The organism is Isoptericola sp. NPDC056134, assembly GCF_042264825.1.
In the GTDB taxonomy this organism is placed as follows: Bacteria; Actinomycetota; Actinomycetes; order Actinomycetales; family Cellulomonadaceae; genus Isoptericola; species Isoptericola nanjingensis.
Genome location: NZ_JBHJVM010000009.1, coordinates 17,198 through 29,704, shown reverse-complemented (window position 1 = coordinate 29,704; position 12,507 = coordinate 17,198). Strand labels below are relative to the sequence as shown.

Genomic DNA, 12,507 nt, shown 5'->3' with positions numbered 1-12,507 from the left:
CGGGACGCCTGGAGGGTCAGGGCGTGCGGGTACCCAGCTCCTCGGGGTCGGACGGCTCGTCGTCGTGCTGGACGCCGAGGTGGCGGACGGTGCCGTCCCACCCCCGGGCCAGGTCCTCCACGACGTCCGGCAGGCTGGTCGGGAAGACCTCGCGCGTCTCGGCGCGCAGCTCGGCCGTGGTCAGCCAGCGCATCTCGTCGAGCACGTCGCGCTCCTCCGCCGTCCACCCGTCGTCGGTGGGCCGGTGGCCGCCGTCCACGCGCGCCAGGAAGAAGACCTCCTGCTGGCGGCACGTCTCCGCGAAGAAGTGGAAGTACGCGTCCCGGGTCAGCACGGGGCCCACCAGGTCGCCCGGCGCGAGCTCGAGCCCGGCCTCCTCGCGCAGCTCGCGCAGGGCCGCGTCGACCTCGCTCTCGCCGGCGTCGATGCCGCCGCCGACGGTGAACCACCACGAGCGTTCCGGCTGGTCGGCGTCGTGACCGCGCACCAGCAGCACCCGGTCCGCGTCGTCGAGCACGATGACGCGCGCCGCGCGCCGCTGGCGCAGCCCGTCCGGCCCTACCGCCCAGTCGTCGCCGAGCGCCGGCGTCACCGGTCCCGCCCCGTGAGGCGCGCCGACTCCGGCTCGGCCTCGACGTCGCGGTTCACGGCCGACGGGGAACGTGCATCCATGGCGCTCATGGTAGCCAGGGGCGAGACCTCGACGACCCGATCCCCGCGCCCTGGACGGTCACCGCCACGGACGGGACCGGGCCGGCGCTCACCGGCGGGGCTTCACCCGCTTCGTCGGGAGGGCGGACAGCGGATCCTCCGGCCACGGGTGGCGGGGATAGCGGCCCCGCAGGTCCGCCCGGACCCCGGGATAGCCCTGTCTCCAGAAGGACGCAAGATCGCTCGTGATCGCGACCGGTCGTCCGGCGGGCGACAGCAGGTGCAGGACGACGGGGACGCGGCCGTCCGCGACGGCCGGGGCCGCGGTCCAGCCGAAGACCTCCTGCAGCTTCACCGCGAGGACCGGCGGCTCGGCACCGTCGTACGCGAGCCGGACCGCGGAGCCCGACGGGACCTGGAGCCGTTCCGGCGCCAGCTCGTCGAACCGGGCTGCCGCGGGCCACGGCAGGAGCCGACGGAGCGCCGAGGCCACGTCGATGCGGGCGAGGTCGCGCGCGACCCGCACCGAGGCGAGCTCCGTACCCAGCCACGCGTCGAGATCGGCGAGCAGCGCCTCGTCGTCGACCGCGGGCCACGGGGCTCCGAGGTGGGCGTGGCAGAACGCGAGCCGCTGCCGCAGGGTGAGCGCGGTCTCCGACCAGCGCAGGACGGACAGACCGCTGCCCCGTATGCCCTCGCGCACCGCCCCCTGGACGAGCATCCGGTCGGGGTCGGTCAACGGGACGTCGCCCAGCACGATCGCGCCGAGCGCCTCGACCCGCCGCGTCACGATCCGGCCGTCGTCCCAGCGGATCCGGTCCTCGGTCGAGACGAGATCGCCCGCGACGTCCCGCGCGGTCTGCTCGTCGATCGGCGCCGCGGACCTGATCCGGGCGTCGGCGCGACCGGGTGCCCGGTCGGCGACCGCGATCGCCAGCCAGGCGGTGCCTCGCAACGGCGACCGCGGATCCAGCGCAGCACCCGTGCCGCCGGACATCTGGTACGTCGTCGAGTCGGCCCCCCGGGCCCGCGCGATCCGCTCCGGGTACGCCAGCCCCGCCACGATGCCCACCGCGAGATCGTCCGGCACCCCGGGCGTCCCCCGACCGGCCCGCCCGTCCGACGGGTGGCCCGACGGCGCGCCGCGGCCGAGGCGCGCCGACTCCTCCCGCCAGCGGGCGGTCGCCCCCCGGTCGTCACCGCAGCGGAGTGCCCGCAGGCGTGCCGGCAGGTCGTCGCCGAAGGCGCGGCCCGAGTCGTCCGAGAGCATCGCGACGATCTCGCGCGCCCGGTCGTCGCCGACCCGCGGGGCCCCGTCCAGCAACGCACGAGCGAGGCGAGGATGCGCCCCGATCGCCCGCATCCGCCGGCCCCGCTCGGTGATCCTGCCGTCGTCGTCCACGGCGTCGACGCGGCGCAGCAGCGCGGTGGCCGCCGTCATCGCGGGCGCGGGCGGCGCCTCGAGCAGCGTCAGGCCGGCCCCCGCAGGCGCGCCCCACGCCGCGAGGTCGAGGGCGAACGCCGCCAGGTCGGCGACCGCGATCTCCGGCGCCGCATGATCGTCGAGACGCGCGTGGTCGGTGGCGGACCAGCACCGGTAGACCCGGCCCGGCGCCTCCCGACCGGCGCGACCCGCCCGCTGGTCGGCCGACGACCTCGAGACCCGGCAGGTGACCAACGTCCCGAGACCGCGGGACTGGTCGGTCCGCGGTTCCCGGGCGAGACCCGCGTCCACCACGACCCTGACCCCGGGCACCGTCAGCGAGCTCTCCGCCACCGACGTCGTCACCACGATCCGACGCGCGGCGGAGGGCACCAGCGCTCGCTCCTGCTCGGCCCGGGACTGGCGACCGAACAGCGGCAGGACATGGAGGTCGGCCAACCGGCGGGCCATCCCGTCGATCTCGGCCTCGCCCGGGACGAACACGAGGACGTCGCCGTCGTTCTCGGTCAGGGCGCGCCGGACGACGGTCCCGACGTGGTCCAGCAGGCGAGGGTCGACCCGACCGCCGGGAAGCAGCGGCGTGGGCAACGGCGGGGGCGCCCACTCGGTCGCCACGTCGAACAGCGCGGCGGTCGCCGTGATCACGGGTGCGGGAGCGCCCGCGCCGAGCGCGCGGCTCAGCCCGACCGTGTCCGCCGTGGCCGATGTCGCGACGACGGCCAGGTCGTCCCGAAGGTTCGCCCGGACGTCGACGAGGAGCGCGAGCAGGAGGTCGGCGTCCAGGTGCCGCTCGTGGCACTCGTCGATCACGATCGCCGTGACACCCGCCAGCTCCGGGTCCTGCTGCAGCCGGCGCACGAGGAGCCCCGTCGTCACCACCTCGACGCGGAGGTCCTTCCCGCCGCTGCGCTCACCGCGCATCGCGTAGCCGATCCGCCGTCCGAGCGGCTCGCCGACCAGCGCCGCCAGCCGGGTCGCCGCCGCACGGGTGGCCATCCGGCGCGGCTCGGCGACGATGATCCTGCCGCCGAGCGCGTCGGACAGGGCCAGGGGCAGCAACGAGGTCTTCCCCGATCCGGGCGGCGCGACCAGCACCGCAGCGCCGCTCGACCGCACCGCGTCGACCGTGGCGGGCAGGACCGCCCGGACGGGCAGGTCCGCACCCGGCACCGAAGGTTCAGGGAGCAGCACGCCCCGACACTAGTCGAGCGCGACCAGGGGCCCCGCGGACGCGATGTCGGCGGGACCCCTGGTCGCGGTCAGAGCTGGTGCTACCAGCCGCGCTCGGCCAGGCGCACCGGCGCCGGCTCGGCCTCGACGTTGATGCCGACCATGGCCTCGCCCAGCCCGCGGGAGACCTTGGCGACGACGTCCGGGTCGTCGTGGAAGGTGGTCGCCTGGACGATCGCCTTCGCGCGCGCGACCGGGTCGCCCGACTTGAAGATGCCGGAGCCGACGAACACGCCCTCGGCGCCGAGCTGCATCATCATCGCGGCGTCCGCCGGGGTGGCGATGCCGCCCGCGGTGAACAGCACGACCGGCAGCTTGCCGGCCCGCGCCACCTCGGCGACGAGCTCGTAGGGGGCCTGCAGCTCCTTGGCGGCGACGAACAGCTCGTCCTCGGGCAGCGAGGTCAGCCGACGGATCTGCGCACGGATCTGGCGCATGTGCGTGGTCGCGTTGGAGACGTCGCCCGTGCCGGCCTCGCCCTTGGAGCGGATCATCGCCGCGCCCTCGGTGATGCGGCGCAGCGCCTCGCCGAGGTTGGTGGCGCCGCACACGAACGGCACCGTGAACTGCCACTTGTCGATGTGGTTGGCGTAGTCGGCGGGGGTGAGCACCTCCGACTCGTCGATGTAGTCGACGCCCAGGGACTGCAGCACCTGCGCCTCGACGAAGTGCCCGATGCGCGCCTTCGCCATCACGGGGATCGAGACGGCGTCGATGATGCCGTCGATCATGTCGGGGTCGCTCATGCGGGCGACGCCGCCCTGCGAACGGATGTCGGCGGGCACCCGCTCCAGGGCCATGACGGCGACGGCGCCGGCGTCCTCGGCGATCTTCGCCTGCTCGGGCGTGACGACGTCCATGATGACGCCGCCCTTGAGCATCTCGGCCATGCCGCGCTTGACGCGGGCGGTGCCCACCTCGCCCGCGGGGATCCGGCCGTCGCTGCCGCTGGTCTCGCTCAACGCAACCTCGCTCGTGTCGCAGTGGGACGCGTGACCGCTGTCACGCACCCTCCATCCTAGTTCCGCGTGTCAGGCCCCGGAGAGCCCCTCCGGCATCTGGTCGTCCAGCTCGACCATGTGCGGCAGCGCCGCGTGCCCCGAGAGGCGCAGCAGACGCACGTACCAGCTGCGTCGCGCCCGTCGCGCCTGCGCGACGGCCTCGTTGTGGAACCGGCGGGCCAGCTGGGCTCGGTACCAGGCCGCCGAGAGCTGTCCGACGAGCTCGTCGCCACCGGGCTCCCGGCGCAGCTCCGCCAGCGCCTCGTCGTCGCCGAGCGCGGAGCGCAGGGTCGCGGACAGCTCGCTCTCGGCGCGCTCCCGGCCGGGCCCGAACCCCTCGAGCGCGAGCTCGGCGCCGGCCGCCGGCGCGGGCCCGGTGTCGTCCTCCAGGGCGGCGAACGCCGCGTCCGCGACGAGCACGGCCCCCGCCGGGTCGAGCAGCCCCGAGGAGGCCAGGTCGACGGCCGCGCCCGCGCGGCGCGCGAGCTGGGCCTGCAGGGCGATGCGCGACGCGACCACCTTGCGGTGGAGCCGGTCGAGGCGCGACGCCGAGATCCAGGCGAGCCAGACCGCGACGGCCGCGACGACGAGGACGACGAGCGCGAGCTCGGACCAGGTCATGCGCCCTCACCTCCCCCGGCACGCCGCGTGCGCAGCCAGCCGACGGCGCTCTCCGTCCGCGACGGGGCCACCGGGGAGCCCAGCGCCTCCCCCGCGGCGAGCGCCATCTCGTAGACCGCGAGCACCTGCGCGGTCACCGCGGACCAGTCGAACCGGCGCACGAACGCCGTGGCGCGCTCGCGCCGTTCGCCGGTGCCCGCAGGGTCCGCCAGGGCCGCGAGGATCGCGCGCGCCAGGTCGTCGGGCTCTCCGGTGCGGAACAGACGCCCCGCGGCGCCGTCGTCGAGCACCCGGCGGAACGCCCCGAGGTCGCTGGCCACGACGCCCGCGCCGGCGCTCATGGCCTCGACCAGGACGATGCCGAAGCTCTCGCCGCCCGTCTGCGGCGCCACGTACAGGTCCGCCGACGCGAGCAGCGACGCCTTGTCCTCGTCGCTCACGCCGCCGAGGAACTCGAACGACCCGGCGTGCGGGCCGAGGGCCTCGAGGGCCGCGTCCCGGCCGTCGTCGCCCTTGCCGGCCACGAGGAAGCGCGCCCCCGGAACCTGCTCGAGCACCCGCGGCGCGGCCGCGACGAGCACCTGGAGGCCTTTGCGCGGCTCGTCGAGCCGGCCGAGGAAGGCGACGGTCGGCGCCTCGGGGGTGCCGCGCCACCGGTCGGACGGCGCGGCGGCAGCGAACGTGTCCACGTAGACGCCGTTGGGGATGACGACGGCGTCGCCGCCCACGTGGTCGACGAGGGTGCGGCGCGCGTCCTCGGAGACCGCGATCCGCGCCGCGATCTTCTCCAGCGACTGACGCAGCAGCGGGTAGGCGACCTGCAGCGCCCGCGACCTCGTCTGGGACGTGTGGAAGGTGGCCACCACGGGCCCCTCGGCGGACCACAGGGCGAGCATGGACAGGCTGGGCACCATCGGCTCGTGCACGTGCACGACGTCGAAGCGCCCCGCCTCCAGCCAGCGCCGCACCCGCGCCGCGGTGCGGGGGCCGAAGGTCAGGCGCGCCACCGAGCCGTTGTAGCGCACCGGCACCGCGCGGCCCGCGGACGTGACGACGTCGGGCACCGGGGTGTCGTCGTCGGCCGGCGCGAGCACGGAGACGTGGTGCCCGGCGTCCTGCAGCGCACCGGCGAGGTCGCGCACGTGGAACTGCACGCCGCCCGGCGCGTCGAACGAGTACGGGCACACGATCCCGACGCGCAGCGGGCGCGACGGCGTCGCGGCGGCGAGGTCGGCGGGCGCGCTCATGCCTCGCCCGCCTCGGCCCTGGTCCGGGCGTACCGCTCGGCGTCGAGGTCGTCGACGAAGACGCGCTGGAGCATGTGCCAGTCCTGCGTGGACTCCTGCAGGGTGACGGCGACCGCGTCCACCCACCCCTGCGTCATGCGCGCCACCCGGTCCTTGCGGTGCAGCCCGGAGTCGTCGGGCACCGGGACGGGCGGGTAGAACCGGATCACGATGCCCCAGGCCGTGCCGGCGGCGCGCCGGCGCTCTCCCGTGAGCCGCTCGTAGGTGATCCCCACCGGGACGAGCGGGACCTTGGCCGCGAGCGCCAGGGCGGCCGGCCCGGCGGCGACGCGGGCGCGGTGCCCGCAGAGGTCCACCTCGACGCCGGACGCCGTGAGGTCGCGGTCGGCGAGCAGCGGGACGATGCAGCCGCCCCGCACCGCGCCCCGCACGAGGTTGCGGAAGACGTCGTGGTCGCCGAGCGGCAGCACCTCGATGCCGATCGATCGCCGGAACTCGACGAACTCGACGAAGAGCTCCTCCGGCTTGAGTCGCTCCGCGACCGTGAGGACGGGCGCGATGTGCGGGGTCGCGTACGCGCCCGCGAGGTCCCAGTTGCCCAGGTGGGCGAGCGCGAGCGAGACCCCCCGCCCGTCGGCGACCGGGCCCGCGACGTGCTCGAGCCCGTCGACGCGCACCCGCGCCGCGACCTGCTCGGCCGTCGCGCCCTGCAGGGTGAACGCCTCGCGGAAGTACCGCATGTACGACCGCATGCCCGCGCGCGTCAGCCGGCGCAGCTCGGGACCGCCCAGGTCGGGCCGCACCCGCGCGTAGTTCGCCTCGAGCCGCCGCACCCCCTCGGTGCGCCGCAGCCAGGTGACGTCGGCGACGGCGGTGAACGCCGCGCGCAGCACCGGCTCCGGGATCTTCGGCGCGTGGCGCCACGCGAACGTGTACAGGCGGGCGACGTCGATCCGCATCAGGCCTCCGGGTCGGGGGTGGCTTCGGTGTGCGCGCTGCGCGACAGCTGGTGACGTACGGTCGCGACGCGCTGCACCACCGTGACGAGGCTCGCGACAGCGAGCAGCGTGAGCATGACCTCGGCGACGACGACCGGCACCCCCACCTGGGTGAGCACGACCGCCAGGAGAGCGACCAGCAGCCGGTCGCTGCGCTCGGCGATGCCGACCGTCGCGGTGGCGCCGACGCTCTCCGCGCGCGCCCGCGCGTAGGGGACGACGGCGCCCAGCACGAGGCAGGCCAGCGACGCCGCCACCCCCCACGTGGCGTACGGGAGGTCGGGGTGCAGCACGAACCACAGGGTGATGCCCGCGAACACCGCGCCGTCCGACACCCGGTCGAGCGTCGAGTCGAGGAACGCCCCCCAGGGCCCCGAACGCCCCGACAGGCGCGCCATGACGCCGTCGAGCGAGTCGGTGAGGACGAACAGGCCGATGAGGAGCCCGCCGAGCAGCACGTGGCCGGTGGGCAGCAGCGTGAGCGCGAGGACGGACACCACCACCGTCCCGGCGATCGTCACCGCGTCCGGCGACACGCCCCAGCCCAGGAGCAGCCGCGCGAGCGGGGTGAACAGGCGCTGCATGGCCGCGCGGAGCCCGCCGAGCATCAGCGACCTCCCTCGGGCGCGGCGCCGCGGCCCGCCGGCCACGCCGCGGCGAGCCGGGCGCGCGTGTCCGCCAGCAGCTCCGGGAGGGCCTTGGTCTGCCCGACGACGGGCAGGAAGTTCGCGTCGCCGAGCCAGCGCGGCACGACGTGCTGGTGGAGGTGCGCCGCGATGCCGGCGCCGGCGACCTCACCCTGGTTCATGCCGATGTTGAAGCCGGCCGGCCCGTAGACCGCGGTGAGGGTGCGGATCGCCGTCTGGGTCATCGTGGCCAGCTCGACGGTCTCCGACCCCGTGAGGTCGACGTAGCCCGACACGTGCCGGTACGGCAGCACCATGAGGTGCCCGGAGTTGTACGGGTACAGGTTGAGCACCGCGTAGCACTCCGCCCCGCGGGCGACGACGAGGCCCGCCTCGTCGTCGCCCGCGGGGATGCGGCAGAACGGGCACTGCGCCACCGTCCCGTCGGCGGGCTTGTCCTGCCCGCCGATGTAGACCAGGCGGTGCGGCGTCCAGAGCCGCTGCAGGCCGTCCTCGGGCGGGCCGAAGCCGCTCGCCGGCTCGACCGCCGGACCCGTCGTCGCGTTCTCCCCCGTCACGCCCGCGCCGTTCAGACCTGGACGCGGTCGCGCACGGCCGTGACGATCCGCTCGACGGCGTCCGCCACCGGCACGCCGTTCTCCTGGCTGCCGTCGCGGAAGCGGAACGACACCGCGCCCGCCTCGGCGTCCTCGCCGCCCGCGATCAGCACGAACGGCACCTTCTCCTTGGCGGCGTTGCGGATCTTCTTGCCGAACCGGTCGTCCGACCGGTCGATCTCGGCGCGGATCCCCTGCGCCTTGAGCTGGGCGACCACGTCGGACAGGTAGTCGTCGAACGCGTCGGCCACGGGCACGGCGAGCACCTGGACCGGCGCGAGCCACGCGGGGAAGGCGCCGGCGTAGTGCTCCACGAGGATGCCGAAGAAGCGCTCGATCGAGCCGAAGAGCGCGCGGTGGATCATCACCGGGCGCTGCCGCGAGCCGTCCGGTGCCGTGTACTCCAGCTCGAAGAGCTCCGGCTCGAAGAAGTCGAGCTGGATGGTGGACAGCTGCCAGGTGCGCCCGATGGCGTCCTTGGCCTGCACCGAGATCTTCGGGCCGTAGAACGCGGCGCCGCCCGGGTCGGCCACGAGCTCGAGGCCGGAAGCCGTCGCGACCTGCCGCAGCACCTCGGTGGCCTCCTCCCAGGTCGCGTCGTCGCCCACCGACTTCTCCGGGTCGCGGGTGGACAGCTCGAGGTAGAAGTCGTTCAGGCCGTAGTCGCGCAGCAGGTCGAGCACGAAGGTGAGCAGGGACGTGAGCTCGTCCTGCATCTGCTCGCGGGTGCAGTAGATGTGCGCGTCGTCCTGGGTGAAGCCGCGCGCCCGGGTGAGGCCGTGCACCACGCCCGACTTCTCGTACCGGTAGACGGTGCCGAACTCGAAGAGCCGCAGCGGCAGCTCCCGGTAGGAGCGCCCGCGCGAGGAGAACACGAGGTTGTGCATCGGGCAGTTCATCGGCTTCAGGTAGTAGTCCTGGCCGGGCTTGCGCACGTTGCCCTCGTCGTCGAGCTCCGCGTCCAGGTGCATGGGCGGGTACATCCCGTCCGCGTACCAGTCGAGGTGGCGCGACGTCTCGAACAGCTTCGCCTTGGTGATGTGCGGCGTGGAGACGAACGAGTAGCCGGACTCGATGTGCCGCTTGCGGGAGTACTCCTCCATCTCCATGCGCACCATGGCGCCCTTGGGGTGGAAGACGGGCAGGCCGGACCCGATCTCGTCCGGGAAGGAGAACAGGTCGAGCTCGCTGCCCAGGCGGCGGTGGTCGCGGCGCTCGGCCTCGGCCAGGCGCTCGAGGTACGCCTTGAGGTCGTCCTTGCTCGGCCAGGCCGTGCCGTAGACGCGCTGCAGCTGCGGGTTCTTCTCGCTGCCGCGCCAGTAGGCGGCCGCGGAACGCATCAGCTGCACGCCGTTGCCGATGAGCCTCGTGCTGGGCAGGTGCGGGCCGCGGCACAGGTCCTTCCAGACCACGGCCTCGGACTCGCGGCCGGCGCCGCGCACGTTGTCGTAGATGGTCAGCTCGCCGGCGCCCACCTCCACGGAGGAGCCGTCGTCGTCGGACGACCCGCCCTTGAGCCCGATGAGCTCGAGCTTGTACGGCTCGGCGGCGAGCTCGGCGCGCGCCTCCTCCTCGGTGACCACGCGCCGGCGGAAGGTCTGGCCCTCCTTGATGATGCGGGCCATCGCCTTGTCGAGGGCCTTGAGGTCCTCGGGGGTGAACGGCGTCGCGACGTCGAAGTCGTAGTAGAAGCCGTCGGTGACCGGCGGGCCGATGCCGAGCTTCGCGTCCGGGTTCACCTGCTGCACCGCCTGGGCCAGCACGTGCGCGGCGCTGTGGCGCAGCACCGCGAGGCCGTCGGGCGAGCCGATCGTCACGGGCTCGACGACCGTGCCGGCCGCCAGGTCGCGCGAGAGGTCGAGCAGCTCGCCGCCGACGCGCATCACGACGACGTCCTTACGGTCCGCGAACAGCTCCGTGCCCGTCGTCGGCGTCTGCACCGTCACCGTGTCCTGCTCGGCGTCGTCGGGGTTCGGTGGCATCGGCGAGGCGACGTCGGACACGTGCTGCTCCTTGCGGGTCGTGGGCGCTGCGGACGGGAGCGGCAACGCCTGATCGGGACCGTCCGGGCCCGGGGAGCCGGGCACGGTCGTGGGGCGCCACCATCGGTGACGCCCCACGATCGTACTCATCCGCGGGGCCCGGGCCCGCGCCACGCGCCGTCGGGCGGGCGCGGGCCGACCTGGTCAGGCGCCCTGGCCGCCGCCGGGCCGGGCGGCCGGGCCGTCGTCGGGCCGGGCGGCCGGGCCGTCGTCGTTGCGCTTCTTGGCCTCCGCCGCCGCCTTGTCGACGTAGCCGTCGACGTTGTCCGGCGTCCGCTTCTTCACCTCGGCCGCCGCCTTGTCGATGTTCTCGTCGGTGGCGAGGTCCTTGATCTTCTCCTTGGCCTTGTCGAACAGGCCGCCCAGGCCCGAGCTCTCGCTCATGCTGCTCCCCCTTCGGTGCCGGCCGGCCCGGTGCCGTCCGGCCGCCGTCCAGACCACCACGCCCGCCGCGCACCCGCGACCGGGGGGGCGCGAGCACGCGGGCCGTCGCCCCGGGACGCTTTGTGAAGGACTTCACAAGAATCGTCCGTGCAGGTCAGGACCTGTGGTCATACCATAGAGGCAGCGCCAGACCCGGCGCAGTCCAGACCGGCCGCGGACCACGCGACCCGGCACCCGGAGGGGACCATGACCACCACCCGCACCACCCAGCGACCGGTTCGCATCGTCGGCCTCGTCGCGCTGATCGCCGGCATCCTGATGATCGGTGCCGGCGCCGCCACGTGGGCCACCGTGAGCACGCAGCTCGCCGCCCAGGACATCACCGTCTCGGAGGACGCCGCGTTCCTCGGCGGAGCCACGGTGGACGGCCCGCTCACGGCGTACGCCCAGGCGCAGGTCATCGACAAGCACGCGCTCGAGGCCACCGGCGGCCAGACCTACGCCCAGCTCGAGCAGGACGACCCGCTGCGCGCCACCGCGATGAACGCCTCGTTCCTGCGGGCCTCGCTGTTCACGTCGGTCGTCGCCTACGGCGTGAGCGCCCTGGTGATGGGCCTCGGCGTCCTCTTCGGGCTGCTCGGCTGGTCGGTGCGCCGCCTCGCCGCCGAGCCCGCCGTCGCCACCGCGACCGTGCCCGCCGCCACGGCCACCCCGGCCCGCGGCCGGCTCAACCCGGCGGTCTGACACCCCGCGTCGTCCCGACGACACCCGCACGGCCCGCCCACCCCCGACCCGGGACGGCGGGCCCTCGTGCGTCCGCACCGCCCGCGCCGTCGTGGGGCCGGCCGCCGTGCGCCACCATGGACCGGTGCCCGCCGTCCCGCCGCCCGACTCCCCCGACTACCCGGTCGCCGCGCGCACCGCGCCGACGCTGGCAGCCCTCGACGCGCACCTCGTGGAGTGCCGCGCCTGCCCGCGCCTCGTGGCCTGGCGCGAGGACGTCGCCCGCGAGCGCCGCGCCGCTTTCCGCGACGAGCACTACTGGGGGCGCCCCGTCCCGGGCTTCGGGGACCCGGCTGCGCGCGTCGTGGTCGTGGGGCTCGCCCCCGCGGCGCACGGCGCCAACCGCACGGGCCGCATGTTCACCGGCGACCGGAGCGGGGACTTCCTCTTCGCAGCGATGCACCGCACCGGGTTCGCCAACCAGGCGACGTCGGTCGCGGCCGACGACGGCCTGGAGCTGCGCGGCATCCGCGTCACCGCCCCGGTCCGCTGCGCCCCGCCCGCGAACAAGCCCACCCCCGAGGAACGGCATCGTTGCGCGCCGTACCTGGCGCGGGAGCTCGAGCTCGTGGGCTCCGGCGTGCGCGTCGCCGTCGCGCTCGGCGGCATCGGCTGGCAGGCGCTGCTCACGACGCTCGCGGAGCAGGGCTGGGACGTGCCGCGCCCGCGGCCACGGTTCGCCCACGGCGCCGAGGTCACGCTCGCACGCAGGGCGGACGACACCGCGGCGCCGGGCGAGAGACCCACCCTCACCGTGCTGGGCTGCTTCCACGTCTCGCAGCAGAACACCTTCACCGGTCGCCTCACGCCGGACATGCTGGACCACGTGCTGCGTCGTGCCCGCGAGCTCGCAGGCGCCTGAG

General features: G+C 74.9%; 12 protein-coding genes. 2 read left to right on the top strand and 10 right to left on the bottom strand.

From position 1 onward, the window contains the following. Positions 1-16: 16 nt before the first annotated feature. The 10 genes from ACFCZN_RS10540 to ACFCZN_RS10495 form a co-directional block, all read right to left on the bottom strand. Positions 17-592: an NUDIX hydrolase gene (locus tag ACFCZN_RS10540; protein ID WP_429763638.1), complete on the bottom strand. Its 576-nt coding sequence runs from the start codon at positions 590-592 to the stop codon at positions 17-19. A 168-nt stretch (positions 593-760) separates the two neighbouring features. Then, on the bottom strand, positions 761-3,286 hold the full coding sequence (gene hrpB, locus ACFCZN_RS10535) for an ATP-dependent helicase HrpB (protein WP_430556741.1): 2,526 nt from the start codon (positions 3,284-3,286) through the stop codon (positions 761-763). 80 nt (positions 3,287-3,366) lie between these two features. After that, positions 3,367-4,287: a pyridoxal 5'-phosphate synthase lyase subunit PdxS gene (pdxS, locus tag ACFCZN_RS10530; protein ID WP_429763640.1), complete on the bottom strand. Its 921-nt coding sequence runs from the start codon at positions 4,285-4,287 to the stop codon at positions 3,367-3,369. A 69-nt stretch (positions 4,288-4,356) separates the two neighbouring features. Beyond that, entirely contained in the window at positions 4,357-4,947 is a 591-nt protein-coding gene (locus tag ACFCZN_RS10525) for a hypothetical protein (protein ID WP_429763641.1), read from the bottom strand. After that, on the bottom strand, positions 4,944-6,149 hold the full coding sequence (locus ACFCZN_RS10520; RefSeq protein ID WP_430556827.1) for a glycosyltransferase family 4 protein: 1,206 nt from the start codon (positions 6,147-6,149) through the stop codon (positions 4,944-4,946). Before ACFCZN_RS10520 ends, ACFCZN_RS10525 begins: the two co-directional genes overlap by 4 nt. A 41-nt stretch (positions 6,150-6,190) precedes the next feature. After that, positions 6,191-7,153, bottom strand: coding sequence for a phosphatidylinositol mannoside acyltransferase (locus ACFCZN_RS10515; protein ID WP_430556740.1), 963 nt, complete (start codon positions 7,151-7,153; stop codon positions 6,191-6,193). Further along, positions 7,153-7,800 carry a phosphatidylinositol phosphate synthase gene (gene pgsA / locus ACFCZN_RS10510; protein ID WP_430556739.1) on the bottom strand — a complete coding sequence of 216 codons (648 nt, stop codon included), beginning with the start codon at positions 7,798-7,800 and terminating at the stop codon, positions 7,153-7,155. The genes ACFCZN_RS10515 and pgsA overlap by 1 nt, the downstream gene beginning before the upstream one ends. Next, a complete protein-coding gene (locus ACFCZN_RS10505) occupies positions 7,800-8,396 on the bottom strand; it encodes an HIT domain-containing protein (RefSeq protein WP_430556738.1) in 597 nt (198 codons plus the stop codon). The genes pgsA and ACFCZN_RS10505 overlap by 1 nt, the downstream gene beginning before the upstream one ends. Positions 8,397-8,407: 11 nt before the next feature. Next, entirely contained in the window at positions 8,408-10,417 is a 2,010-nt protein-coding gene (thrS, locus tag ACFCZN_RS10500; protein WP_430556826.1) for a threonine--tRNA ligase, read from the bottom strand. A 204-nt stretch (positions 10,418-10,621) separates the two neighbouring features. Continuing rightward, on the bottom strand, positions 10,622-10,861 hold the full coding sequence (locus tag ACFCZN_RS10495; protein WP_429763644.1) for a hypothetical protein: 240 nt from the start codon (positions 10,859-10,861) through the stop codon (positions 10,622-10,624). A gap of 246 nt (positions 10,862-11,107) precedes the next feature. On the opposite strand from ACFCZN_RS10495, the gene ACFCZN_RS10490 reads away from it, so the two are divergent. Both ACFCZN_RS10490 and ACFCZN_RS10485 read left to right on the top strand, forming a co-directional pair. Next, on the top strand, positions 11,108-11,605 hold the full coding sequence (locus ACFCZN_RS10490) for an aromatic ring-opening dioxygenase LigA (protein WP_429763645.1): 498 nt from the start codon (positions 11,108-11,110) through the stop codon (positions 11,603-11,605). A 124-nt stretch (positions 11,606-11,729) separates the two neighbouring features. Then, on the top strand, positions 11,730-12,506 hold the full coding sequence (locus tag ACFCZN_RS10485) for a uracil-DNA glycosylase (protein WP_430556737.1): 777 nt from the start codon (positions 11,730-11,732) through the stop codon (positions 12,504-12,506). Position 12,507 lies beyond the last annotated feature (1 nt).